The organism is Nocardia asteroides (genome assembly GCF_021183625.1).
Taxonomy (GTDB): Bacteria; Actinomycetota; Actinomycetes; order Mycobacteriales; family Mycobacteriaceae; genus Nocardia; species Nocardia asteroides_A.
Genome location: NZ_CP089214.1, coordinates 1589709 through 1614477 on the forward strand (window position 1 = coordinate 1589709; position 24769 = coordinate 1614477).

At 72.9% G+C, this 24769-nt stretch carries 23 protein-coding genes; 9 read left to right on the forward strand and 14 right to left on the reverse strand.

What is annotated here, in order from left to right; genetic code table 11:
- Positions 1 to 2: 2 nt before the first annotated feature.
- The 5 genes from zwf to LTT61_RS07780 all read left to right on the forward strand — a co-directional run bounded on the left by zwf (position 3) and on the right by LTT61_RS07780 (position 6119).
- A complete protein-coding gene (zwf, locus tag LTT61_RS07760) occupies positions 3 to 1559 on the forward strand; it encodes a glucose-6-phosphate dehydrogenase (RefSeq protein WP_233019253.1) in 1557 nt (518 codons plus the stop codon).
- Complete coding sequence (opcA, locus tag LTT61_RS07765) at positions 1556 to 2467, forward strand: glucose-6-phosphate dehydrogenase assembly protein OpcA (RefSeq protein WP_233020910.1); 912 nt, start codon at positions 1556 to 1558, stop codon at positions 2465 to 2467. The genes zwf and opcA overlap by 4 nt, the downstream gene beginning before the upstream one ends.
- Complete coding sequence (pgl, locus tag LTT61_RS07770) at positions 2457 to 3185, forward strand: 6-phosphogluconolactonase (RefSeq protein ID WP_233019254.1); 729 nt, start codon at positions 2457 to 2459, stop codon at positions 3183 to 3185. Before opcA ends, pgl begins: the two co-directional genes overlap by 11 nt.
- A gap of 284 nt (positions 3186 to 3469) precedes the next feature.
- A complete protein-coding gene (locus LTT61_RS07775; protein ID WP_233020911.1) occupies positions 3470 to 5539 on the forward strand; it encodes a thiamine pyrophosphate-dependent enzyme in 2070 nt (689 codons plus the stop codon).
- A gap of 97 nt (positions 5540 to 5636) precedes the next feature.
- Positions 5637 to 6119, forward strand: a complete 483-nt coding sequence (locus LTT61_RS07780) for a hypothetical protein (RefSeq protein WP_233019255.1) — start codon at positions 5637 to 5639, stop codon at positions 6117 to 6119.
- Here the strand turns inward: LTT61_RS07780 and LTT61_RS07785 are convergent.
- Positions 6116 to 7072: an alpha/beta fold hydrolase gene (locus tag LTT61_RS07785; RefSeq protein WP_420094748.1), complete on the reverse strand. Its 957-nt coding sequence runs from the start codon at positions 7070 to 7072 to the stop codon at positions 6116 to 6118. The genes LTT61_RS07780 and LTT61_RS07785 overlap by 4 nt on opposite strands.
- Positions 7073 to 7127: 55 nt before the next feature.
- Here LTT61_RS07785 and LTT61_RS07790 point away from each other — a divergent pair, with 55 nt between their 5' ends.
- A complete protein-coding gene (locus tag LTT61_RS07790) occupies positions 7128 to 7964 on the forward strand; it encodes an SDR family NAD(P)-dependent oxidoreductase (protein ID WP_233019256.1) in 837 nt (278 codons plus the stop codon).
- Positions 7965 to 7970: 6 nt separating this feature from the next.
- Here LTT61_RS07790 and secG read toward each other — a convergent pair whose 3' ends face one another.
- Together secG and LTT61_RS07800 are read right to left on the reverse strand one after the other, a co-directional pair.
- The gene (gene secG / locus LTT61_RS07795; protein WP_067657074.1) at positions 7971 to 8204 is read right to left on the reverse strand and encodes a preprotein translocase subunit SecG; all 234 of its coding nucleotides are present in this window, start codon (positions 8202 to 8204) and stop codon (positions 7971 to 7973) included.
- 42 nt (positions 8205 to 8246) lie between these two features.
- Positions 8247 to 9845: an MFS transporter gene (locus LTT61_RS07800; protein ID WP_233019257.1), complete on the reverse strand. Its 1599-nt coding sequence runs from the start codon at positions 9843 to 9845 to the stop codon at positions 8247 to 8249.
- A gap of 80 nt (positions 9846 to 9925) precedes the next feature.
- On the opposite strand from LTT61_RS07800, the gene LTT61_RS07805 reads away from it, so the two are divergent.
- Positions 9926 to 10711 carry an META domain-containing protein gene (locus LTT61_RS07805; RefSeq protein WP_233019258.1) on the forward strand — a complete coding sequence of 262 codons (786 nt, stop codon included), beginning with the start codon at positions 9926 to 9928 and terminating at the stop codon, positions 10709 to 10711.
- Positions 10712 to 10762: 51 nt separating this feature from the next.
- Here LTT61_RS07805 and tpiA read toward each other — a convergent pair whose 3' ends face one another.
- The 8 genes from tpiA to LTT61_RS07845 form a co-directional block, all read right to left on the reverse strand.
- Entirely contained in the window at positions 10763 to 11548 is a 786-nt protein-coding gene (gene tpiA, locus LTT61_RS07810; RefSeq protein WP_233019259.1) for a triose-phosphate isomerase, read from the reverse strand.
- Between the two features lies 1 nt (position 11549).
- On the reverse strand, positions 11550 to 12803 hold the full coding sequence (locus LTT61_RS07815) for a phosphoglycerate kinase (protein ID WP_233019260.1): 1254 nt from the start codon (positions 12801 to 12803) through the stop codon (positions 11550 to 11552).
- 5 nt (positions 12804 to 12808) lie between these two features.
- On the reverse strand, positions 12809 to 13828 hold the full coding sequence (gap, locus tag LTT61_RS07820) for a type I glyceraldehyde-3-phosphate dehydrogenase (RefSeq protein WP_233019261.1): 1020 nt from the start codon (positions 13826 to 13828) through the stop codon (positions 12809 to 12811).
- Between the two features lie 119 nt (positions 13829 to 13947).
- Positions 13948 to 14931, reverse strand: a complete 984-nt coding sequence (whiA, locus tag LTT61_RS07825; protein WP_233019262.1) for a DNA-binding protein WhiA — start codon at positions 14929 to 14931, stop codon at positions 13948 to 13950.
- The gene (locus tag LTT61_RS07830; RefSeq protein WP_269821862.1) at positions 14922 to 15992 is read right to left on the reverse strand and encodes a gluconeogenesis factor YvcK family protein; all 1071 of its coding nucleotides are present in this window, start codon (positions 15990 to 15992) and stop codon (positions 14922 to 14924) included. The genes whiA and LTT61_RS07830 overlap by 10 nt, the downstream gene beginning before the upstream one ends.
- Entirely contained in the window at positions 15989 to 16939 is a 951-nt protein-coding gene (gene rapZ / locus LTT61_RS07835) for an RNase adapter RapZ (protein ID WP_233019263.1), read from the reverse strand. Before rapZ ends, LTT61_RS07830 begins: the two co-directional genes overlap by 4 nt.
- A 143-nt stretch (positions 16940 to 17082) precedes the next feature.
- Positions 17083 to 19128, reverse strand: coding sequence for an excinuclease ABC subunit UvrC (gene uvrC, locus LTT61_RS07840; RefSeq protein ID WP_233019264.1), 2046 nt, complete (start codon positions 19126 to 19128; stop codon positions 17083 to 17085).
- Positions 19129 to 19176: 48 nt separating this feature from the next.
- Complete coding sequence (locus LTT61_RS07845; protein WP_233020914.1) at positions 19177 to 19854, reverse strand: HAD family hydrolase; 678 nt, start codon at positions 19852 to 19854, stop codon at positions 19177 to 19179.
- Positions 19855 to 19926: 72 nt separating this feature from the next.
- Here LTT61_RS07845 and LTT61_RS07850 point away from each other — a divergent pair, with 72 nt between their 5' ends.
- Complete coding sequence (locus LTT61_RS07850; protein WP_233019265.1) at positions 19927 to 20346, forward strand: TIGR03618 family F420-dependent PPOX class oxidoreductase; 420 nt, start codon at positions 19927 to 19929, stop codon at positions 20344 to 20346.
- 70 nt (positions 20347 to 20416) lie between these two features.
- Positions 20417 to 22357 carry a gamma-glutamyltransferase gene (gene ggt, locus LTT61_RS07855; protein WP_420094749.1) on the forward strand — a complete coding sequence of 647 codons (1941 nt, stop codon included), beginning with the start codon at positions 20417 to 20419 and terminating at the stop codon, positions 22355 to 22357.
- A 111-nt stretch (positions 22358 to 22468) separates the two neighbouring features.
- Here the strand turns inward: ggt and LTT61_RS07860 are convergent, their stop codons facing one another.
- The 3 genes from LTT61_RS07860 to LTT61_RS07870 are packed head-to-tail and all read right to left on the reverse strand — an operon-like array spanning position 22469 to position 24698.
- On the reverse strand, positions 22469 to 22945 hold the full coding sequence (locus tag LTT61_RS07860; RefSeq protein ID WP_420094750.1) for a PH domain-containing protein: 477 nt from the start codon (positions 22943 to 22945) through the stop codon (positions 22469 to 22471).
- 11 nt (positions 22946 to 22956) lie between these two features.
- Entirely contained in the window at positions 22957 to 23436 is a 480-nt protein-coding gene (ribH, locus tag LTT61_RS07865; RefSeq protein ID WP_233019267.1) for a 6,7-dimethyl-8-ribityllumazine synthase, read from the reverse strand.
- A 17-nt stretch (positions 23437 to 23453) separates the two neighbouring features.
- Complete coding sequence (locus LTT61_RS07870) at positions 23454 to 24698, reverse strand: bifunctional 3,4-dihydroxy-2-butanone-4-phosphate synthase/GTP cyclohydrolase II (protein ID WP_233019268.1); 1245 nt, start codon at positions 24696 to 24698, stop codon at positions 23454 to 23456.
- Positions 24699 to 24769 lie beyond the last annotated feature (71 nt).

Here is a 24769-nt window from a genome sequence, read left to right on the forward strand (position 1 = left end):
CGATGGCCGGCACAGTGCACGAGTGGACGAACCCGCTGCGTGACGAGCGGGACAAGCGCGTACCCCGGATCGCGGGGCCGTGCAGCATGGTGATCTTCGGCGTGACCGGGGATCTCTCCCGGAAGAAGCTGATGCCGGCCATCTACGACCTGGCGAACCGGGGGCTGCTACCCCCCGGCTTCGCCCTGGTCGGGTTCGCCAGGCGCGACTACGCCGACGAGGATTTCGCCCAGGTGGTGCTGGAGGCGGTCAAGGCGCACGCCCGCACCCCGTTCCGGCAGGAGGTCTGGGACCACCTCGCCGAGGGCATCCGGTTCGTGCAGGGCACCTTCGAGGAGGACGCCGCCTTCGCCCAGCTCGCCGATACCCTCGCCACGCTGGACAAGGACCGCGGCACCGGCGGCAACCACGCCTTCTACCTCTCCATCCCGCCGAACATGTTCCCGGTGGTGCTGGACAAGCTCTCCGCGCACGACCTGGCGCAGCCGCAGAAGGTCGACGCCGAGGGCCGCAAGCCCTGGCGCCGAGTGGTGATCGAGAAGCCCTTCGGGCACGACTCGGAGAGCGCCGTCGAGCTGAACGCCCTGGTGAACCGGGTCTTCCCGGAGGAGACGGTCTTCCGGATCGACCACTACCTGGGCAAGGAGACGGTGCAGAACCTGCTGGCGCTGCGCTTCGCCAACCAGCTCTTCGACCCGATCTGGAACGCCAACTACGTCGACCACGTCCAGATCACCATGGCCGAGGACATCGGGCTCGGCGGCCGGGCCGGGTACTACGACGGCATCGGCGCGGCCCGCGACGTCATCCAGAACCACCTGCTGCAACTGCTCGCGCTCACCGCCATGGAGGAGCCGATCAGCTTCCAGCCGCGGCAGCTGCAGACCGAGAAGATCAAGGTGCTCTCGGCGACCAAGCTGGTCGAGCCGCTGGACGCGACCACCGCGCGCGGTCAGTACGCCGAGGGCTGGCAGGGCGGCGAGCACGTGGTCGGGCTGCTCGACGAGGAGGGCTTCGACCCGGAATCGCGCACCGAGACCTACGCCGCCATCACGCTGGAGGTGGATACCCGCCGCTGGGCGGGCGTCCCGTTCTACCTGCGCACCGGCAAGCGGCTCGGGCGGCGGGTCACCGAGATCGCGGTGGTCTTCAAGCGCGCCCCGCACCTGCCCTTCGACCAGACCATGACCGAGGAGCTCGGGCAGAACGCGCTGGTCATCCGGGTGCAGCCGGACGAGGGGATCACCATGCGGTTCGGCTCGAAGGTGCCGGGCTCCAGCATGGAGGTGCGCGACGTGAACATGGACTTCAGCTACGGCTCCGCCTTCACCGAGTCCTCCCCCGAGGCGTACGAGCGGCTCATCCTGGACGTGCTGCTCGGCGAGCCCTCGCTCTTCCCGGTGAACGCGGAGGTCGAACTGTCCTGGCGCATCCTCGATCCGGTGATCGAGCACTGGGCGGCGCGGGGCAGACCGGAACCGTACGAGTCGGGCACCTGGGGCCCGGCCTCGGCGGACGAGATGCTGGCCCGCACCGGCCGGGAATGGCGGCGACCGTGATCATCGACATGCCGGAGACCACCACCGGCGACGTGACCAAGCGGCTGGTGAAGCTGCGCGAATCCAACGGCGTGATCACCCAGGGCCGGGTGCTCACCCTGGTGGTCTGCACCCTGGACAGCTCCGAGGCCGAGGACGCCATCGACGCCGCCAACGACGCCAGCCGGGAGCACCCCTGCCGGGTCGTCGTGCTGGCCCGCGGCGACCGCGAGGCGCCGACCAAGCTGGACGCGCAGATCCGGGTCGGCGGCGACGCCGGGGCCGCCGAGGTGATCGTGCTGCGGCTGCAGGGCGACCTGGTGAACCACGAGAGCAGCGTGGTGATCCCGTTCCTGCTGCCGGACACCCCCGTGGTGGCCTGGTGGCCGCGCGGCGCGCCGGATTTCCCGGCCAAGGATTCGGTCGGGCGGCTCGCCACCAGGCGGATCACCGACGCCACCTTCGCCCCCGACCCGCTGGAGGCGATCAAGCGGCGGCGCGCCTCCTACGCCAGCGGCGACACCGACCTGGCCTGGAGCCGGATCACCTACTGGCGTGCGCTGCTCGCCGCCGAGATGGACGAGCCGCCGCACGAGCCGGTGGATTCCGTGGTGGTCTCGGGGCTGCGCGCGGAGCCTGCGCTGGACATGCTGGCGGGCTGGCTCGCCGCCAAGCTCGGCTGCCCGGTGCAGCGCAGGACCGGTGACCTGCGGGTCGAGGTGCGCCGCCCGACCGCGTCGATCACCATCGCGCGGCCGCAGACCGGGGTGACCGCGACGCTCACCCGCACCGGCGACCCGGATCAGCGGATCGCGCTGGCCCGCAGGGAGACCAGGGACTGCCTGGCCGAGGAGCTGCGCAGGCTGGACCCGGACGAGATCTACGCCGAGGCGCTGGCCGGCATCGAGAGGGTGAGCTATGACGGATAGCGTGCAGGTCGAGCTCGACGGCGACGCGCTGGTCGCGGCCGCCGCCGAGCACTTCGTGCGGATCGTGGTGGCGGCGCAGCGCGAGCGTGGCTCGGCGTCGGTGGTGCTCACCGGCGGCGGCACCGGGATCGGGCTGCTGAAGCTGGTGCGCGAGTCGCCCGGGGAGATCGACTGGTCCCGGCTCGACGTCTTCTGGGGCGACGAGCGGTTCGTGCCCGCCGGTGATCCGGAGCGCAACGAGCTGCAGGCGCGGGAGGCGCTGCTGGACCACGTGCCGGTGAACCGTGCGCGGGTGCACCCGGTGGCGACCTCGGACGGCGAGTACCGGGACCCGGTCGAGGCCGCCGCCGAGTACGCGGCCGCGGTGCACGCGCACCTCGCCGAGCACGGCGCCTTCGACCTGCACCTGCTCGGGATGGGCGGGGAGGGGCACATCAACTCGCTCTTCCCGCACACCGACGCCGTGCGCGAGCAGCACGACCTGGTCGTCGCGGTCACGGCGTCGCCCAAGCCGCCGCCGGTCCGGGTCACCCTCACCCTCCCCGCCATCCGCCGGGCGCGGCACGTCGTCCTCGTCGTCGGCGGCGCCGCCAAGGCGGATGCCGTAGCCGCTGCCCGCGCCGGTGCCGAGCCGGACGAAATCCCCGCCGCGGGCGCGATCGGCGGCGAATCCACCCTCTGGTTGCTGGATCGGGACGCCGCCGCGAAGCTCGCCTGATCTCCGTGCCGACCCCGGCCGACCGGCTCCGCGGCGAACTCACCGTGGTGGTGGGGGAAGTGGGTGCCGCGCACCCACCACACCCGCCCGGTGGAAGTGGTGTTACTCCGGTCCAGGCGCACCCTGGCGATGCCACCTCGCACGCCGCGCCGGGTGGCCCGGCCCAGCCCGGCCACGCCCCGACCGCGCGCACCGCGGCGGCGCAGCCCGGCGACGGGCATCCGTCGTCGGGCGGGGAGCGTTGGTCGGCTGTCGGCGAGGGACCTTCGGCGAACTCCGGCCCGTTGCGGGCAGAACACGGCCCCGATACGGGCGGTGCGCTGACCGCACTGTTCGAGTCGCAGCTGACGAGCAGGCACCTCGACTTCGCGGCCCGGGAGCTGGGTGCGGCGAAGCGGGGGTACTACAGCATCAGCTCAGCGGGCCACGAGGGGAACGCGGCGCTGGCGGAGGCGACGCGGCCGACCGATCCGGCGCTGCTGCACTACCGCTCGGGTGCGTTCTACGTGCACCGCTGCCGGCAGCTGCCCGGTCTCGACCCGATCAGCGACGTCCTGCTCGGCGTGGTCGCGGCCGAGGCGGAGCCGATGGCGGGCGGCAGGCACAAGGTCTTCGGCCGAGCGGAAGCCTCGATCATTCCGCAGACCTCGACCATCGCCTCGCACCTGCCGCGAGCGGTCGGGATCGCCTTCGCCCTGAACCGCCCGGGCGCACGACCCGAGTGGCCCACCGACTCGGTGGTCCTGTGCACCTTCGGCGACGCCTCCGCCAACCACTCCACCGCGACCGGCGCGATCAACACCGCGATCCACACCGCCCACCAGGGCATTCCCATGCCGATCCTCTTCGTCTGCGAGGACAACGGCATCGGCCTGAGCGTCCCGACCCCGCCCGGCTGGATCAGCACCGCCTATGCCACCCGCCCCGGCCTGCGCTGGTTCGAAGCCGACGGCACCGACCTCCCCGCCGCCGTCGCCACCGCGCGCGCCGCCACCGACTGGGTGCGTGAGCACCGCGCACCCGCCTTCCTCCGGCTGCGCACGACGAGGCTGCTCGGCCACGCCGGCTCCGACGTGGAGTCCGCCTACCGCTCCCCCGCCGAGATCGCCGCCGACGCCGCCCGCGACCCGCTCCTCGCTACCGCCCGGCTGCTGGCCGCCCGCGGCGTCGACGTCCTCGCCCTGCACGACCGCGTGCACGCCGCCGTCACCGAAGCAGTTACCGCCGCGCTCGCCGAACCGGGGCTGACCTCGGCGGCCGAGGTCATCGCCCCGCTCGCCCCCGCCCGCCCGGACGCGGTCCGCGCGGCCGTCGAGCGGCTGCGCCGCCCACCGGGCGAGCCACCCGCCCCGCTCACCCTCGCGGCAGCGATCAACCACACCCTCGCCGAGGCACTCACCACCGACCCCGCCGTCCTGGTGTTCGGCGAGGACGTCGCCCGCAAGGGCGGCGTCTACGGCGTCACCAAGAACCTGCGCACCCGCTTCGGCCCGCGCCGCGTCTTCGACACCCTGCTGGACGAGCAGAGCATCCTCGGCACCGCACTCGGCGCGGCCCTGGCCGGTTTCCTCCCGGTCCCGGAGATCCAATACCTGGCCTACCTGCACAACGCCATCGACCAGCTGCGCGGTGAGGCCGCCACGCTCCCGTTCTTCTCGCGGGGCCGCTACCGCAACGGAATGGTCGTGCGGATCGCCGGCTACGGCTACCAGAAGGGGTTCGGCGGCCACTTCCACAACGACAACGCGGTGGCCGCGCTGCGCGACATCCCCGGGGTGGTCCTCGCCTCCCCCGCCCGCGCCGACGACGCCGCCGCGCTCCTGCGCACCTGCCTGGCAGCGGCCCGGGTGGACGGCCGCGTCTGCGTCTTCCTCGAGCCCATCGCGCTCTACCACACCCGTGACCTGTATGAACCCGGCGACGAGGGCTGGGCGGGCACCCTTGGCACCGAGCACGTACCGATCGGCGGCGCGCGCGAGTACGGCGCGGGAACCGACCTCACCCTGGTCTGCTTCGCCAACACCGTCCCGATGTGCCTGCGGGTCGCCCGCCACCTCGCCGCCGATGGCATCGCGACCCGGGTGCTCGACCTGCGCTGGCTCACCCCGCTCCCGGAGGCCGACCTGCTGCGCGCCGCCCGCGCCACCGGCCGGGTGCTGGTCGCCGACGAGACCAGGCGCAGCGGCGGCGTCTCCGAGTCGGTGCTCACCGCGCTGGTCGACGCCGGCTTCGACGGCCGGATGGCGCGGGTCACCAGCGCCGACAGCTTCGTCCCGCTCGGCCCCGCCGCCGCGCACGTCCTGCTGGACGAGGACACGATCGAGCGCGCGGCACGCGACCTGCTGCGCCGCTAGGCGACGCGCCGTGATCGACAACCCGGAATGCGATTCGGCGGCCACCTCCCGGCAATACAGTTGGGGGAACTCCACGACCGGCGAAAGGGACCCCGACATGGCAGCCGCATCGGCAGACACCGCGAACTCGGTACTCGGCGAGGTCCGGCCCGAGCACGGCGTCCCCGCGCGCGACCTGGTGGAGCTGCACTACCAGCGCTCGTTCGCGCAGCCGGTGCTCGCCGTCTGGGCGGCCATCACCGAGCCGCAGCGGGTCGCGGCCTGGCTCGGCAGCATCGAGGACGGGCAGCTGACCCCGTTCGACGGCCCGGTCGACGGCCCGATCGCGGTCCGGGTCGAGCACCGCGAGGCGCCGCACGCGCTGACCGTGCTGCTCGACGGCTCCGCGCTGGAGGTCAGGCTGCGGCACGTCGGCGTGGTCACCACCGTCGAGCTGAGCCGCAGGCACGTGGGGCAGCAGGAGGCGCGCGAGCTCGGCCCGCGCTGGCAGTTCCTGCTGGACCGGCTCCGCGCGCACCTGGAGGAGCGCGAGCTCCCGCGCTGGGAGCCGTACGCCGCGCTCGCCGACGAGTACCGCTAGAGCTCGGCCAGGTAGTCCAGCAGCAGCGCGTTCACCTCGTCGGTGCGCTCCAGCTGCACCAGGTGCCCGGCCCCGCTGACCTCGTCCATCCGGCGCAGCCCCGGCACGTGCTCGCGCATGGTGCCGAACGGGTCGCGCCCGCTGAACCCCTCGATATCGGGGTCCCGGTCCCCGTAGAGGAAGTAGGTGGGCACGGTGATCGGCTTCCCGGCGAACTCCTCGGTGAGCGCCCAGTTCCGGTCCAGCGCGCGGTACCAGCCGAGCCCGCCGGTGAAGCCGGTGCGGGTGAACTCGGCGGCGAGGGTGTCCAGCTCCTCGGTGGCGAGCCAGCTCCAGGGCAGCGGCGGCGCCTCGGGCAGGACGTCGAGGTAGCCGGTGTTCTCCGGCGGGAAGCGCCAGGTGTCGAAGTAGTGGTAGTCGGCGCTGAGCGCGAAGTACACCCGGGCGAGGAAGTCGCGGGGCGCGCTGTTCAGCTCGGCGTCGGCGGGGCCCTCGCGCTGGAAGTAGTCCAGGTGCAGGAAGTGTTTGCGGGCGGCCCGCGCCCAGAGTTCGCTCGGCGGCTTCGGCGGCCGGGGCTGGAAGACGTTGTTCAGCACGATCAGGCCGCTGATCCGCTCCGGCGCCCGCCAGGCCAGCTCCCAGACCAGCGCGGCGCCGAAATCGAGGCCGGCGAAGACCGCGCGCTCGGCGCCGATGTCGTCCAGCAGCGCCAGCAGGTCCCCGATCACCTCGCGGTTCGCGCAGCCGGACGGCGGGCACGGGGTGCCGCCCGCGCCGCGCAGGTCGGGGGCGAGCGCGTGGTAGCCGGCCGCCGCCAGCGCGCTCAGCTGCCGGTGCCAGATGTAGCCGGTGTGCGGGAAGCCGTGGCAGAAGATCACCGGCGGGCCGGAGCCGGCCTCGGTGACCCGCATGGTGACCTCGCCGGCCGTGAACTCCCGTCGGGTGAGCGCCAACGCCCACTCCCCTCTACTAGAACGTGTTCTCATTCGACGGTAGTGTGCTGCAACCATGAGCGGAACACCCGACTTCATCGCAGTGGTCACCGGCGCGAGCCGTGGCATCGGCAAGGGCGTGGCACTGGAGCTGGGCGCGGCGGGCGCGACCGTCTACCTGACCGGGCGCGGCGGCGGCAAGGGCAGGCTCCCCGGCACGTTGGCGGAGACCGCGGCGGAGATCGACGCGCTGGGCGGCACCGGGGTCCCGGTGGTCTGCGACCACCGGGACGACGAGGCGGTGGCCGGGCTCTTCGAGCGGGTCCGCGCCGTGCACGGCAGGCTCGATGTGCTGGTCAACAACGTCTACAACTCCCCCGCCGCGGCCAGGCACCTGGGCAAGCCGTTCTGGGAGGTGCCGCCCGCGGCCTGGGACGAGACCTTCGACGTCGGGGTGCGCTCGCACTACGCGGCCGCGCACTACGCCGCCGACCTGCTGCGGGCCGCGCGCGGGCTGATCGCGCAGATCTCCTCGCCCGGCTCGATCCGGTACCTGCACAACGCCGTCTACGGGGTCGGCAAGACGGCGGTGGACCGGCTCACCGCCGACCTGGCGCACGACCTCACCAGCACCGGGGTGACGGTGGTGTCGCTGTGGCCCGGCATCGTCGACACCGAACTGCTGCAACTGATTCCGGCCGACGACCGCGGCAGGCGGCTGGTGACGCTGCCCGGCGAGCCGACGGTGGATCTGGCGGAGGCGGAGACGCCGCGGTTCGCGGGCCGCGCCGTCGCGGCGCTGGCGAAGGATCCGGCGCGCGCCGAACTCACCGGGAAGGCGTGGCGGGTGGCCGATCTGGCCGACCGCTACGGCTTCACCGACGTGGACGGGCGGGTGCCGCGCACCGGGTGAGCGCGGTCAGGAGAACTTGATCTCCAGGCCGATGCCGAGAATGGCGATGAGCCAGATGATCCCGGTGAAGATGGTGATGCGGTCGAGGTTCTTCTCGGCGACGGTCGAGCCGGAGAGACTCGACTGCATGCCGCCACCGAACAGGCTGGACAGGCCCCCACCCTTGGCGCGGTGCAGCAGCACCAGCAGCACCAGCAGCACGCTGGTGACGATCAGGAGGATATCCAGGAACATCCGCATGCCCGTCAGTCTATGGGAGCGCGCGGCATGCTCCGCACCGGGTCAGCGTGGTTCGACCGCGACCAGGTGGGTGATCTGTTCGTCGCCGGTCGCGAAGCGCCTGACCTCGCGCTCGCGCAGCCGGTCCTGCGCGGTCAGCCGGACCTGGTGCTGGTGCATGTGCTCGGCCCAGGAGCGCACCACGAACGCCTCCACGTAGCGGTCGAGCACGCCGACGTCGCGGTAGAGCCGCCACTCCATGGCGCCGGTGCGCTGCCGGGAGCGGCCGACGAAGGCCATCGCGGCGAGGAATTCGGCACGGTCGCCTGGGTCGACGTCGTAGCTGCTCAGCACCAGGACCGGGCCGTCCTCCGGCTCCGGCTCGACCACCAGCTGCGGCTCCGGCCAGAAGCTGGCCGGGGTGAGGTCGAGCGCCTCCGGGTCGTGCCGGATCGGCAGCCACAGCGTGCTGATCGCGCACAGCCCGAGCAGCGCCGCCACCACCAGCAGCGTCGCGACCACGCCGATCGCCCCGGCGATCAGCCCCCACACCAGCGAGCCGATGGCCTGCCCGCCCATGAACACCAGCATGTAGACGGCGAGCCCGCGGGCCCGCACCCAGGCCGGGAGCAGCAGCTGCATGGTGGCGTTCAGCGTGGACATGGCGAGCAGCCAGGCCAGGCCGCCGAAGACCAGCAGCACCAGGATCGGCCAGAGCACCGGGAGCACCGCGACCCCGGCCGTCGCGATCCCGAACAGCACGGCGGCGACCGCGAGCCGGGCGGTCGGGTCGAGCCGGCGGCGCAGCCTGCCAAGCCCGACCGCGCCGGCGACCGCGCCCAGCCCGAGCGCGCCGAGCATCAGGCCGTAGCCGGAGGAGGAGAGCCCGAGCTGGTCCGCCGCCACGATCGGGAGCAGCGCCCAGAGCGCGCTGGCCGGGGCGACGAAGAGCAGCGAGCGCATGAGCACGCGGCGGATCGCCGGGGCGGCGCGGATGAAGCGGGTGCCCGCGTGCAGCGCGGCCAGCGGGCGCTCGCTCGGCAGTTGCCGGTCGGTGCGCGGGCGGCGCCACAGGAAGAGCACGCCGACGATGCCGACGAAGGAGGCGGCGTTCAGCGCGAACACCAGGGTCGGGCCGGAGGCGGCGACCAGCACGCCGGCCACCGCGGGGCCGACCGCGCGGCCGATGTTCACGCTCATGCTGCCCAGCGCCGCCGCCGACGGGATCTGCTCGCGCGGCACCAGCTCCGGCTGGATCGCCTGCCAGGCGGGCGCCGTCATGGCCTGGCCGCAGCCGAGCAGGAAGAGCAGGGTGAGCAGCACGCCAGGGCTGGTATGGCCGGTCGCGGTGGCGACGGCGAGCACCGCGGCAAGCAGCGCCATCGCCGACTGCGCCGCGAGCAGCAGGTTGCGCCGGTCCAGCAGGTCGGCCAGGACGCCGGAGGGGATGGAGAGCAGCATCACCGGCAGCGTGATCGCGGTCTGCACCAGCGAGACCAGGGTGGCCGCGTTCGGCTCGGAGACCAGCAGCCACTGGGCGCCCACCGTCTGCATCCAGGTGCCCAGATTCGACACCAGCTGCGCGATCCACAGCGCGCGGTACAGCGGGGAGCGCAGCGGTGCCCAGGTGGACACCGGCGCGGTGGCATCAGCGGTCGTCACTGGGACGACAATAACCAGCAACGCGCGGTCCACACCCCGCCGACGGCTGTAGAGATCATCACCGTGCGACAATCACCCGCATGCCGGCCACCTTGCTGCGTTTCGGCGCGGTTGTGCTGTTCGCCCTGTGTGCGGCCGTCGCCTGTGCCGACGACGGCGGCTCCGGGTCCCCCTCCCCCGACAACACGCCGATGGGCCGCACCTTCCTGTCCACCACCGTCGACGGCGCCCCGATCCCCGGCGGTGGTCCGCTGACGCTGCGGTTCGCCGACGGCCGCGTCTCGGCGAACGCCGGGTGCAACACCACCACCGGCCCGGTGACCTTCGACGGCGACGTGCTGCGGGTGGGCGAACTCGCAGGCACGCTCATGGGCTGCCCCGGCGACCGCGCCGACGCCGACCAGTGGGTGGCGCGACTGCTGAACGCCACCCCGACCTGGCAGCTCACCGACGGCACGCTGATCCTGCGCGCCGAGGGCCAGACCGTCGAGCTGCTGGACAAGAAGATCGCGCAGCCGGACCGGCCGGTGCACGACACCGTCTGGACGGTGACCGAGCTGCTCACCCCGGAGTCGCGGATCCGCGCGGAGGCGATCGACCAGGCCGCCCCGACCCTGCGCATCGCCCCGGACGGCGCGGTCACCGGCTCGGCCGGCTGCAACCAGCTCACCGGCACCGCGGAGGTGGGCGCGGGCTCGGCCACCTTCCGGGTGGCGACCACCAGGATGCTCTGCCCGCCCGCGGTGATGGAGATCGAGCAGTCGGTGCTGCGCGCCCTCGACGGCCACGTCACGCTCAGCGCCGACGCCGACCTGCTCACCCTGCGCAACGACAACGGCAGCGGGCTCACCCTGCGCGCCGGCTAGACGCGCGACGGCCCGGTCCGCCGAGACGAACCGGGCCGCACGAATCTCCGCTCAGAGCAGCGGACCGCCCGCGGCGATCGCCGAGAGCTGGGCGAACTCGTCGCCCTTGAGCGAGGCGCCACCAACGAGCGCGCCGTCAACGTCGGGCTGCGAGACCAGCTCGCCGACGTTCTTGGCGTTCACCGAGCCGCCGTACAGGATGCGCACCTGCCCGGCGACCTCCGGCGAGGCCAGGGTGTTCAGCTCGGCGCGGATGGCGCCGCACACCTCCTGCGCGTCGGCCGGGGTGGCGACCTTGCCGGTGCCGATCGCCCACACCGGTTCGTAGGCGATCACCACCCGCGCGATCTCCGCGGCCGTCAGCCCCTTCAGCGAGCCGCGCAGTTGCTCCAGGTTGTACTCGACGTGGGTCCGCGCCTCGCGCACGCCGAGCCCCTCGCCGATGCAGACGATCGGGGTGATCCCGTGCTTCAGCGCCTGCTTGGCCTTGGCGAGCACGGTGGCGTCGTCCTCGCTGTGGTACTGCCGCCGCTCCGAGTGCCCGACCACCGCGTACGCGCAGCCCAGCTTGGCGAGCATGGCACCGCTGATCTCGCCGGTGTAGGCGCCCGAGTCGTGCGTCGACACGTCCTGGGCGCCGTAGGTGACGAGCAGCTTGTCGCCCTCGACCAGGTTCTGCACGCTGCGGATGTCGGTGAACGGCGGGATGACCGCCACGTCCACCCGGTCGAAGTACTTCTCCGGCAGGGCGAAGGCGATCTTCTGCACCAGGCCGATGGCCTCGAGGTGGTTGAGGTTCATCTTCCAGTTGCCCGCGATCAGCGGTTTGCGCGCCATGTCACGCCTCCTCGTCGAGCGCCGGGCCATCGTCCAGGACGGAGATACCGGGGAGTTCCTTGCCCTCCAGGTACTCCAGCGAGGCACCGCCGCCGGTGGAGATGTGCGAGAAGCCGTCCTCGGGCAGCCCGAGCGCGCGCACAGCCGCGGCCGAGTCGCCGCCGCCGACGACGGTGAAGGCGCCCTTGCCGGTGGCGGTGCGGATCGCCTCGGCCACCCCGCGGGTGCCCGCCTCGAACGCCGCGAACTCGAACACGCCCATCGGGCCGTTCCAGAAGATCGTCCGCGCCTCGGTGAGCAGCGCCGCGAAGCGCCGCGCCGACTCGGGGCCGATGTCGAGGCCGCTCCACCCGTCCGGGATCTGCTCCGCCGGAACGACCTTCGTCTCGGCGTCGGCCGCGAAGCGGTCCGCCACCACGATGTCGCGCGGCAGGTGGATCACGTCGGCGTACCGATCGAGCAGCTCCCTGCAGGTCTCGATCATCTCCTCCTGGAGCAGCGAGGAGCCGACCGAAAAGCCCTGTGCGGCGAGGAAGGTGAAGCACATGCCGCCGCCGATGACCAGGGTGTCCACCTTGGGGGCGAGCGCCTCGATCACGGCCAGCTTGTCCGAGACCTTGGAGCCGCCGAGCACCACCGCGTAGGGGCGGTCGGCGCCGTCGGTGGAGCCCTCGCCGGTGAGCCTGCGCAGCACATCGACCTCGGCGGCGACCAGGGTGCCGGCGTAGTGCGGAAGCAGCTTGGCCACGTCGTAGACCGACGCCTGCTCGCGGTGCACGACGCCGAAGCCGTCGGAGACGAACGCGCCGTCCGCGCCGACCAGCTCGACCAGCGCGGCCGCCAGCCTGCCGCGCTCGGCGGCGTCCTTGCTGGTCTCGCGCTTGTCGAAGCGGATGTTCTCCAGCAGCAGCACGTCGCCGTCGGTGAGCCCCTCGGAGCGCGCCAGCGCGTCTTGGCCGACGACGTCACCGGCGAGCTGGACGTTGCGGCCCAGCTCCTCGGCGAGCTTCGCGGCGACCGGCGCCAGCGAGAGCGCCGGGTCGGGCTCGCCCTTCGGCCGGCCGAGGTGCGCGGTGACGACGACCTTGGCACCCGCCTCGACCAGCGCCTTCAGCGTCGGCACGGAGGCGGTGATCCGGCCGGGATCGGTGATCTGGCCGTCCGCGCCGAGCGGAACGTTGAGGTCGGAGCGCACCAGCACGCCCCTGCCCTCGACGCCGTCGGCGAGGAGGTCCTGCAGTGTCCTGACAGCCATGCGGGTCAGAGCGACTTGCCGACGAGGCCGATGAGGTCGGCGAGGCGGTTGGAGTAGCCCCACTCGTTGTCGTACCAGGAGACGACCTTGATCTGGTCGTCGATCGCCTTGGTGAGCGGCGCGTCGAAGATCGAGGAGTGCGGGTCGGTGACGATGTCGCTGGAGACGATCGGGTCGGTGTTGTACTTCAGGATGCCCTTGAGCCTGCCCTCGGCGGCTTCCTTCAGCGCGGCGTTGACCTCGTCCACCGAGGCGGGCTTGGCCAGCTGGGCGGTCAGGTCGGTGACCGAGCCGGTCGGGACCGGGACGCGCAGCGCGTAGCCGTCGAGCTTGCCCTGCAGCTCGGGCAGGACCAGGCCGATGGCCTTCGCGGCGCCGGTGCCGGTGGGCACGATGTTCAGCGCGGCGGCGCGGGCGCGGCGCAGGTCGCTGTGCGGCGCGTCCTGCAGGTTCTGGTCCTGCGTGTAGGCGTGGATGGTGGTCATCAGGCCCTTGACGATGCCGAACTCGTCGTGCAGCACCTTGGCCAGCGGGCCGAGGCAGTTGGTGGTGCAGGAGGCGTTGGAGATGATGTTCTGGCTGCCGTCGTACTTGTCGTCGTTGACGCCGAGCACGATGGTGATGTCCTCGCCCTTGGCCGGGGCCGAGATGATGACCTTCTTGGCGCCCGCCGCCAGGTGGCCCTTGGCCTTGGTGGCATCGGTGAAGATGCCGGTGGACTCGACCACCACGTCCACGCCGAGGTCGCCCCACGGCAGCGCCGCCGGGCCCTCCTTGATCGCGAGCGCCTTGATCCGCTGGTCACCGACGACGATGGTGTCCTCGCCGTCGAGCGAGACGTCCTTCGGCAGCCTGCCGAGGATCGAGTCGTACTTCAGCAGCGTGGCCAGGGTCGCGTTGTCGGTGAGGTCGTTGACCGCGACGATCTCGATGTCGGTGGTACCGAGCGCCTTCTGCGCCTCCACCGCACGGAAGAAGTTACGTCCGATACGGCCGAAGCCGTTGATGCCTACCCGGACAGTCACGTTATCGCTCCTCAGCTTTCAGGCGGATACTCCGATGCCCTACTCACCCTAGTGCCCGGCCGTTATCTCACCGACATGCACCTGGGCACGGTGCGCAGGTCACACCCGACCGGCGGCGGTCACGCGTCGTCGAGCAGCTCCGCCGTGACCGCCGACTCGGTGTCCGGGATGCCGAGCTCCTTGGCCCGCCGGTCCGCCATCGAGAGCAGCCGGCGAATCCGGCCCGCCACCGCGTCCTTGGTCATCGGCGGCTCGGCGAGCTGGCCGAGCTCCTCCAGCGACGCCTGGCGGTGCTGCACCCGGAGTTTCCCGGCCGCGGCGAGATGGTCGGGCACCTCGTCGGCGAGGATCTCCAGCGCCCGCTCCACCCTGGCCGCCGCGGCCACCGCGGCGCGCGCCGAGCGGCGCAGGTTGGCGTCGTCGAAGTTGGCCAGCCGGTTGGCGGTGGCCCGCACCTCGCGCCGCATCCGGCGCTCCTCCCAGGTGAGCCTGGTGTCCTGCGCGCCCATCCTGGTGAGCAGCGCGCCGATCGCCTCGCCGTCGCGGACGACCACCCGGTCGGTGCCGCGCACCTCGCGGGCCTTGGCCCCGATGCCGAGCCGTCGCGCGGCGCCGACCAGCGCCAACGCCGCCTCCGGCCCCGGGCAGCTGACCTCGAGCGCCGACGAGCGCCCCGGCTCGGTGAGCGAGCCGTGCGCGAGGAACGCCCCGCGCCAGGCGGCCTCCGCGTCCCCGATGCTGCCGCCGACCACCTGCGCGGGCAGCCCGCGCACCGGGCGGCCGCGCACGTCGAGCAGCCCGGTCTGCCTCGCCAGCGCCTCGCCCTCCTTGGAGACCCGGACCACGTAGCGGCTGGTCTTGCGCAGCCCGCCCGCGCCGAGCACGTGCACATCGGAGCCGTAGCCGTACAGCTCGAAGATCTCCCGGCGCAGCCTGCGCGCGATCGAGCCCATGTCGACCTCGGCCTCGACGATCACCCGGCCGCCGACGATGTGCAGCCCGCCCGCGAACCGGAGCAGCGCCGAGAGCTCCGCCTTCCTCGCACTCACCTGCGCCACGCTGAGCCGGCTCAGCTCGTCCTTCACCTCGGCTGTCATCGCCACGAGACGCGCTCCTTTCCACCCAACCCGGTCCGCACATCCGCGCCCATGTGCCGCCCCTCGACTCGAAGCCCTGCCAGTTGCGACCGAGGTTGCCTGATCAGTTGATCCAGTGCGGCGGCGAGCTTTCCGGGGTGATGCCGGTCGGTCCCCGCCTCGGCGACATCGGAGAAGGTTACCCGGGCGCGCAATTGCCCGGCGGCCCTGGCCAGGTGTTCGCGCTCGCGCCCCGCCGGAACCGAGCCGGAGTCGACGAGGATGTCGTCGACCCCGAAATCCGGTGCGTGCTGCGACAATACGTGCAGGTGGCGCTCGGCGGAGAAGCCGGCGGTCTCGCCCGGCTCGGCGGCGAGGTTGAGCACGAGCACCTTGCGCGCCCTGGTGTGCAGCAGCGCCTCGTGCAGCTGCGGGACCAGCACGTGCGGGATGACGCTGGTGAACCAGGAGCCGGGGCCGAGCACCACGACGTCGGCGTGTTCGACGGCCGCGACGGCGGCGGGCGCGGCGGGCGGGTCGGAGGGGATGAGCCGCACCCGGCGCACCGTGCCGGGGGTGGTGGCCACCGCGACCTGGCCGCGGATGCAGCGGCTGACCCGCGGGTCGGCCTCCAGGCCGGCGACGTCGGCCTCGATGTCGAGCGCGATCGGCGCCATCGGCAGCACCCGGCCGACGACGCCGAGCAGCCGGGCCGCCTCGTCCAGCGCGGCCACCGGGTCGCCGAGCACCTCGGTGAGCCCGGCCAGGATCAGGTTGCCGACCGAGTGCCCGGCCAGCGCGCCGGTGCCGCCGAAGCGGTGCTGCACCACCCTGGTCAGCGTGGAGCCCGCGTCCGCGGCGAGCGCGGCCAGCGCCATCCGCAGGTCGCCGGGGGGCAGCATGCCGAGCTCGGAGCGCAGCCTGCCGGAGGAGCCGCCGTCGTCGGCGACGGTGACCACCGCGGTCACCCGGTCGGTCAGCCTGCGCACCGCGGAGAGCGTCGCGAACAGGCCGTGCCCGCCGCCGAGCGCGGCCACCGCGAGGTCACCGGGGGCCTGGCCGCCTCCCGGATCGCCGCCCGCCGTCACTCGCGCCCCAGATCCCGATGGACCACGCGCACCGTGTCGACCGCGCCGGACTCCTCCGCGCTGCTGGTCAGCGCGGCGAGCGCCTCCGCGATCGCCACGCTCCGATGCCTGCCTCCGGTACAGCCGACTGCGACCGTCATGTATCGCTTCCCCTCCTGGCGGTAGCCGTTCGCGGTGAGGTTCACCAGGTGGTGGCAGGTGCGCAGGTAGTCGTCCGCGCCCGGCCGCCCGAGTACGTAGTCGCGCACCATCCGCTCCTGGCCGGTGTGCTCGCGCAGCTCGGGAATCCAGTGCGGATTCGGCAGGAAGCGCACGTCGAGCACCATGTCGGCGTCGAGCGGGACGCCGTGTTTGAAGCCGAAGGACTGCACCGTGAGCTGCAGCGCCGCCGGCGTGCCTCCGCCGTACGCCTCCTCCAGCTTGCGGTGCAGCTGGTGGATGGAGAGCTCGGTGGTGTCGATGACCAGGTCGGCGGCGTCGCGCACGCCCGCCAGCCGGAGCCGCTCGGCGGCGATGCCCGCCGAGAGCGTGCCGTCGGCGCTCTCGCTCTGCAGCGGGTGCCTGCGCCTGGCGAAGCCGAACCGGCGGATCAGGACGTCGTCCGACGCCTCCAGGAAGAGCACGCCGGTGGGGACGCCGAGCGCGTGCAGCGGCTCGGTGACGACGCCGAGGTCGCCGGTGAAGAACCGGCTGCGCACATCCATCACCAGCGCCAGCTTGCGGATCGGCGGCTCGGCCGAGGCACCGAGCTCGACCATCCGGCCGATCAGCTCGGGCGGCAGATTGTCGGTGACGTACCAGCCCAGGTCCTCGAGGACCCGGGCCGCGGTGCCGCGGCCCGCGCCGGAGAGCCCGGTCACCACCACGACCTCGACCTGCGGACGGGTGGCGCCGGAGCCGCGCTGCGGCACCGGGTTCTCGGCATTGGTGTTGTCGACGCGTGTCATGTCCTACCGGTTCGTGTCCGACGCGACCTGCGCGAGGTCGGGTTCGCTTGGCCTCTCCGATCCGCCCGGGCCGCATCCGGCCAGGGGCACAGGGACAACGTACGCGAAACCGGGCACGCATTCCCGCCCGCCGCGCACGGCCGTCACCGCGCGTCCTGCTCGTTCAGCACCGCGAGCACCGCCTTCGCGGTGGCGACGCCGATGCCGGGCACCTCGGTGATCTGCTCCACCGTCGCCTCCCTGAGCTTGGCCACCGAGCCGAAATGGGTGACCAGGGCGGTGCGCCTGGCGTCGCCGAGGCCGCGGATCGAGTCCAGCGCCGACGCCGTCATCCGCCGGGAGCGCTTGCTCCGGTGATAGGTGATGGCGAAGCGGTGTGCCTCGTCACGCACCCGCTGCAGCAGGAACAGCGCCTCGCTGTTGCGCGGCAGGATCACCGGGTCCGGCTCGCCCGGCACCCAGACCTCCTCCAGCCGCTTCGCCAGCCCGATCACCGCGACGTCGGTGATGCCCATGTCGTCGAGGACCTCGGCGGCGGCCGCCACCTGCGGAGCGCCGCCGTCGACGACGTAGAGGTTGGGCGGGTAGGCGAAGCGGCGCGGGCGGCCGGTGGCCGGGTCGATCCCCGGCCGCGAGGTGGGCGCCTCGTCCCGGTCCGGCGCGTCGGCGTCGGGCACGTCGGCGTCGGGCACGGGCTCGCCCTCCAGCTCCGCGGCCGCCTCCTCGCGGTCCTTGCGCAGCCGGTGGAAGCGGCGGCGGGTGACCTCGGCGATGCTGCCGACGTCGTCCGAGCGGCCGTCGCCCGCGGCCTCCCTGATCGCGAAGTGCCGGTACTCGGACTTGCGCGCCAGCCCGTCCTCGAACACCACCAGCGAGGCCACCACGTCGGTGCCCTGCACGTGGCTGATGTCGACGCACTCGATGCGCAGCGGCGCGGAGTCGAGCTCCAGCGCGTCCTGGATGTCCTGCAGCGCGGCGGAGCGGGAGGTGAGGTCGCCCGCGCGCTTGAGCTTGTGCTGGGCCAGCGCCTCGGCCGCGTTCCGCCGCACCGTCTCGGCCAGCGCCTTCTTGTCGCCGCGCTGCGGCACCCGCACCCGCACCTGGCCACCGCGCAGCGCGCCGAGCCACTCCTGCACCTCGTCCACGTCGGTGGGCAGCTCGGGGACGAGCACCTCGCGCGGCACCGCCGAGCCGGACTGCCCGTCCGGGGTCTGCCCGGCGACGGCGGCCTCCTCGCCGTAGAACTGGGTGAGGAACTGCTCGACGAGGGCGGCCAGCTCGCCGCCGGTCCCCGCGACGTCCACCGCGTCACCGGACTTGTCCACCACCCAGCCGCGCTGGCCGCGCACCCGGCCGTCGCGCACGTGGAAGATCTGCACCGCGACCTCGAGTTCGTCGGTGGCGAAGGCGATCACGTCCGCGTCGGTGCCGGTGCCGAGCACCACCGCCTGCTTCTCCATGGCCCGGCGCAGCGCCCGCACGTCGTCGCGGAGCCGGGCGGCCAGCTCGAAGTCCAGGTCGTCGGAGGCGTCGTGCATGCGGCGCTCCAGCTGCTTGACCATCTTGTCGGTGCGGCCGGCGAGGAAGTCGCAGAAGTCGTCGACGATGTCGCGGTGCTGACCCGGGGTGACCCGGCCGACGCAGGGCGCCGAGCACTTGTCGATGTAGCCGAGCAGGCAGGGGCGGCCGATCTGGTTGTGCCGCTTGAAGACACCGTTCGAGCAGGTGCGCGCGGGGAAGACCCGGAGCAGCAGGTCGAGCGTTTCCCGGATCGCCCAGGCGTGCGCGTACGGGCCGAAGTAGCGGACGCCCCTGCGGCGCGCGCCGCGGTAGACGAAGAGCCGGGGGAACTCCTCGTCCAGCGTCACCGCGAGCACCGGATAGGACTTGTCGTCCCGGTACCTGACGTTGAAGCGCGGGTCGAACTCCTTGATCCAGTTGTACTCCAGCTGCAGCGCCTCCACCTCGGTGGAGACGACGGTCCACTCCACGCTCGCGGCGGTGGTGACCATCTGCCGCGTCCGCGGGTGCAGCGACGCGATGTCGGCGAAGTACGAGTTGAGCCGGGAGCGCAGGCTCTTGGCCTTGCCGACGTAGACGACCCGGCCGTGGACGTCACGGAACTTGTAGACGCCGGGTTCCACCGGAATGGTGCCCGGCGCGGGCCGGTACGTCGCGGGATCTGCCACGGAACCAGCCTATCGACGGCCTCCGACACCGGCGATCGGCGCGTGGCCTCAGCGCGGTGCGGCGATGCCGTGCGCGGCGAGCGCGCCGAGCAGGGCGTCCGGCCGCTCGGCCGTCGGCAGCGGCGGCACCTCGGCGAAGGCGCAGCCGAGCGCCGTGGCGCCGCCGTCGGCCTCCGCGCTGTCGCCCACCATGAGCGCGCGCTCCGGGGCGGCGCCGAGCGCTTCTAGCGCGGCCTCGAAAATGGCGTGCTCCGGCTTCACCGAGCCGACCTCGTAGGAGAGCGTGAAGGCGCGCACCAGCCGGTCCCAGCCCCGCGCGGCGAAGGCGGGGCGCAGGTCGAAGGCGATATTGCTGACCACCGCGACCGGAATGTCACGCGCGGCGAGCAGTTCGAGCGCGGCGCCGGTGTCGGGGTACGGCTCCCACTCGGCCGGGTCGATCAGCCGCTCGTAGAGCCGGGTCGCCTGCTCGGCGTCGGGCACGCCGCTGGCGAGCAGCACCTTCAGGTACGCCTCGCGGTGCAGCGCCGGGTCCAGGTCGCGGTGCGCCCAGGCGTGTTTACCCGCCTCGTCCAGGTCGACGGTGCGGCCGACCGGCGCGGTCATCCGGCGCATGATCTCCGCCGTCTCGTGCACGGCGAACCGCCCGCCGTCCGGGCGGACCAGGTCCGCGTACCAGGATTCGTCCTCCTCCAGCCGGAACAGCGTGCCGGAGAAGTCGATCATCACCGCCTCGATCGCCACCCGCCCGAGGGTACCGACGGGAATGATCTCGCGCGCTCCGCGTTGAGGCAGGGCATGCGACTTCCCGAATCCGCGCGCGCCCTGATCGGCGCCGGCGCGGACGCCACCCTGGTGACCCTGAACCCCGACGGCAGCCCGCAGGTCAGCGTGGTCTGGGTGGCCTTCCGCGCCGGCGATGACGGCGACGAACTGCTCACCGCCCATCTCGGCGAGTACCGGAAGGTGCGCAATGTCCGCGCCGACGGCCGGGTCGCGCTGACAATTCTGGCCACGGAATCCGGGCCGTTCATGCGGCCCTACCTCGCGGTCACCGGCACCGCAGAGGTCGAGGAGGGCGGCGCCCCCGAGCTGCTCCGTGAGCTGGCCGCCACGCTCGCCCCCACCGCGGGCTTCCCGCCCGCCGACGCCCCGCCCGGGCTGATCACCCGGATCCGGATCGACCGGATCGGCGGCATCGGCCCCTGGACCGAGTGACCGGGCGGCCACCCTCCCGATAGCGGGAAGATGCCGGCGGGGACGGCAGCCCCGGCATTACAGTTCGAGCATGAGGCGCATGTGGGGAACCTGGTCCGGCGCCACGGCGGCGCTGCTGCTGACGGTGGGGCTGGCCGCCGGGTGTTCGTCCGGCGACGACGCCGCGGGCGGCACCTGCGTGGCGGGCCCGAACGGGACGCCGGTGACGGCGGCGGCGCCGGCCGGTGGCGGCGGCGACATCGCCACCAACCCGGAGATCGCGAGCGGCTACCGCTCCGGAATGAGCACGGTGCGGACGTCGAGCTACGCCGTCTCGACCGCCAACCCGGTCGCCACCGAGGCCGCCTGCGAGGTGCTGCGCGACGGCGGCACCGCGGCCGACGCCCTGGTCGCGGCGCAGGCGGTGCTCGGGCTGGTGGAGCCGCAGGCCTCCGGGATCGGCGGCGGCGCCTTCCTGCTCTACTACGACAAGGCCGGCGATACCCTGCGGGCCTACGACGGCAGGGAGACGGCGCCCGCGGCGGCGACCGAGAACTACCTGCGCTGGGTCAGCGACACCGAGCGCACCGAGCCCGCCCCGGACGCCAGGGCCAGCGGCCGCTCGATCGGCGTGCCAGGGGTACTGCGCATGCTGGACCGGGTACACGACGCGCACGGCAGCACCGGCTGGCGCGAGCTCTTCGGCCCGGCGATCACGCTGGCCGACAGCGGCTTCCCGATCAGCGCCCGGCTGGCCGGGCAGATCGCCGAGTCGGCGCCGCAGCTGGCCAGGGACGACAACGCCCGCGGCTACTTCCTGGAGCCGGACGGCACGCCGAAGCGCGAGGGGACGGTGCTCACCAACCCCGCCTACAGCAAGACGCTGAACACCGTCGCCACCGACGGCGCCGACGCCTTCTACACCGGCGCGCTGGCGGCGAACCTGGTCGACGCGGCGCGGGCGGGCACCGGCGGCCGCACCCCGAGCCTGATCAGCACCGGGGACCTGGCGAATTACACAGCGGCCGAGCGCGACCCGCTCTGCACGGAGTACCGCGGGCACCGGATCTGCGGCATGCCCGCGCCGTCCTCCGGCGGGATCGCGGTGGCCGCCACGCTCGGCATCCTGTCGAACTTCGACCTCGCGGCGCTCGGCCCGGAGAACATCGACGCGAACGGCGGCAAGCCGCGCGCCGCGGCGGTGCACCTGATCTCGGAGGCCGAGCGGCTCGCCTACGCCGACCGCAACAAGTACGTGGCGGACACCGACTTCGTTCCGCTGCCCGGCAATTCGCCGCAGACGCTGCTGAACCCGGAGTACCTGAAGCAGCGCGCGGGGCTGATCGATCCGGGCCGCAGCATGGGCACCGCGCAGCCGGGCGACTTCGGGCCGGTGCCGCCCGGCACCGGGCCGCAGCCGCCCGAGCACGGCACCAGCCACATCTCGGTCGTCGACCGCGACGGCAACGCCGCCGCCATGACCACGACGGTGGAGTCGGCGTTCGGCTCGTTCCACATGGTCGACGGCTACCTGCTGAACAACCAGCTCACCGACTTCGCCGCGGACCCGCTCGGCACCGACGGGGCGCCGGTGGCGAACCGGCTCGAGCCCGGCAAGCGGCCGCGCAGCTCGATGAGCCCGACCCTGGTCTTCGGCTCGGACGGGTCGGGCGCGCTGGGCGACCTGGAGCTGGTCACCGGCTCGCCCGGCGGCTCGGTGATCATCCAGTTCGTGGTGAAGACGCTGGTCGGCCTGCTGGACTGGGGGCTCGATCCGCAGCAGGCGGTCTCCGCGGTGTCGTTCGGCGCGGGCAACACCCCGAGTACCGGGGTCGGCGGCGAGCACCCGGCGATCGACACCGCCGAGGACGGGAACCGCGACCCGCTGGTGATCCGGCTGCGCGAGCTCGGGCACCAGGTGTCGGTGGCGCCGCAGAGCAGCGGGCTGAGCGCCATCGTGGTGGACGGCGACGGGCTGACCGGCGGCGCCGATCCGCGCCGCGAAGGCGTGGTCCTCGGCGACACCCGCTGATCCGGGCCGCCGCCCGGTCCCCCTCGGACCCTCCGGCACCGAACGGCCGACGAGCACGTCCGGTCGGTCCCACGGGCGGGGAGCACGTCCGGTCGGTTCCGGGTGCGGGGATCAGGCGCCGGTGTATTCAGCGCCCAGCTCGCGGATGCGGTCGAGCGCGTCGACCGCGTGCTGCCCGTCGTTGGCGCGCACCGCGAGCATCGGCACGTACTCGTCGTGCACGAGTTCCAGGCGGGCCCACGCCTTGCGGTCCGGGAAGGAGACGCCGCGGACGTGCTCCCAGCCGAACCGGCTGTCGCCGAGCACGTTCCGCACCGTGACACCGCTCGGCCCGACCCGCACCCGCGGCCGGGTGAGCAGCAGCGCGGTGAGCGCGGCGAGCACGCCGATGGCGATCATCGCGAGCTGATCGATCAGCCGGAAGTTCACGCCGGTGAAGGCATTGCGCATGCCGACACCCGCGATGACGAACAGGATCAGCAGGACGACCGCGACGATCCGCGCGGTGCGCACCGCCTTCCGCGGCCGCACCTCGAAATCCCAGGCCGGCTCGGGCGCCGCCGCGGCGGCCCTGCGACGGATCCGCACCACCGGCACGGCTACGCCGATCCGCGCAGCGTGCGCAGGGTGAGCGCGGCGTCGAGCGCGGCGGCGGCGGCCTGCTCGCCCTTGTTCTCCGCGGAGCCGGGCAGCCCGGCGCGGTCCAGCGCCTGCTCCTCGGTGTTCGTGGTGAGCACGCCGTTCGCCACCGGGGTGCCCGCGTCCAGCGAGACCCGGGTGAGCCCGGCGGTCACCGCGTCGCAGACGTACTCGAAGTGCGGGGTGCCGCCGCGGATGACGACGCCGAGCGCGACCACCGCGTCGTGCGTGCGGGCCAGCTCCTGCGCCACCACCGGCAGCTCCATCGCGCCCGCGCAGCGGACGACCGTCACCTGCCGCACCCCGGCCTCCTTCGCCACCCGCTCGGCATTCGCCACCAGGGTGTCGCAGATGGTCGTGTGCCAGCGCGAGGCCACGATGCCGAGCCGGAGGTCGGCGGAGTCGGACAGCTCGAAGCTCGGTACGCCGGTGCCACTCATTGTTCCGGGGGTCCTTCCTAGTGCGCGGTCTCGCCGAGATCCAGGTCGTCCAGCCCGACCAGGTCGTGGCCCATGCGGTCGCGCTTGGTGCGCAGGTACCGCAGGTTCTCGGCGTTCGGCCGCACCGTCATCGGCACCCGCTCGCTCACGGTCAGGCCGTAGCCGTCCAGCCCGACCCGCTTGGCGGGGTTGTTGGTGAGCAGCCGCATGGACCGGACCCCGAGGTCGACCAGGATCTGCGCGCCGATGCCGTAGTCCCGCGCGTCGGCGGGCAGCCCGAGCTCGATATTGGCGTCGACGGTGTCGCGGCCGGAGTCCTGCAGCTGGTAGGCCTGCAGCTTGTGCATGAGCCCGATGCCGCGGCCCTCGTGGCCGCGCATGTAGAGCACGACGCCACGGCCCTCGGTGGCGACCAGCTCCAGCGCGGCATCCAGCTGCGGACCGCAGTCGCAGCGCAGCGAGCCGAAGACGTCACCGGTGAGGCACTCCGAGTGCACCCGCACCAGCACGTCGTCGCCGCCGCCGATGTCGCCGCGGACCAGCGCGACGTGCTCGACCTCGTCGTAGATGCTCTGGTAGCCGACCGCCTGGAACTGGCCGTGCGCGGTCGGGATGCGCGCCTCGGCGATCCGGACGACCTGCTGCTCGTGCCTGCGCCGCCAGGCGATCATCTCGGCGATGGAGATCAGCGCGAGGTCGTGGTCGTCGGCGAAGACGCGCAGCTCCTCGGTGCGGGCCATGTGGCCCTCGTCCTTCTGGGAGACGATCTCGCAGATCACGCCCGCCGGGCGCAGCCCGGCCATCCGGGCCAGGTCGACCGCGGCCTCGGTGTGCCCGGGGCGGCGCAGCACGCCGCCCTCCTTGGCACGCAGCGGGACCACGTGGCCGGGCCTGGTCAGGTCGTCGGCCTTGGCGTTCGGGTCGGCGAGCAGCCGGATGGTGGTGGCGCGGTCGGCGCCGGATATGCCGGTGGTGATGCCGTCGCGGGCGTCGACCGAGACGGTGTAGGCGGTGCCGTGCTTGTCCTGGTTCATCGCGTACATCGGCGGCAGCCCGAGGCGGTCGCAGTCCTCGCCGGTCAGCGGGACGCAGATGTAGCCCGAGGTGTAGCGGATCATGAACGCGACCAGCTCGGGCGTCGCCTTCTCCGCGGCGAAGATGAGGTCACCCTCGTTCTCGCGGTCCTCGTCGTCGACGACGACGACGGCCTTGCCCGCCGCCATGTCGGCGACAGCCCGCTCGATAGTGTCGAACCTGGTCACGTCTTTGCGCTCCATCGTGTTCGCCCCACCGGGGGGCACTTTGCCTCACCACACTACGGCCTGCGCGGGGA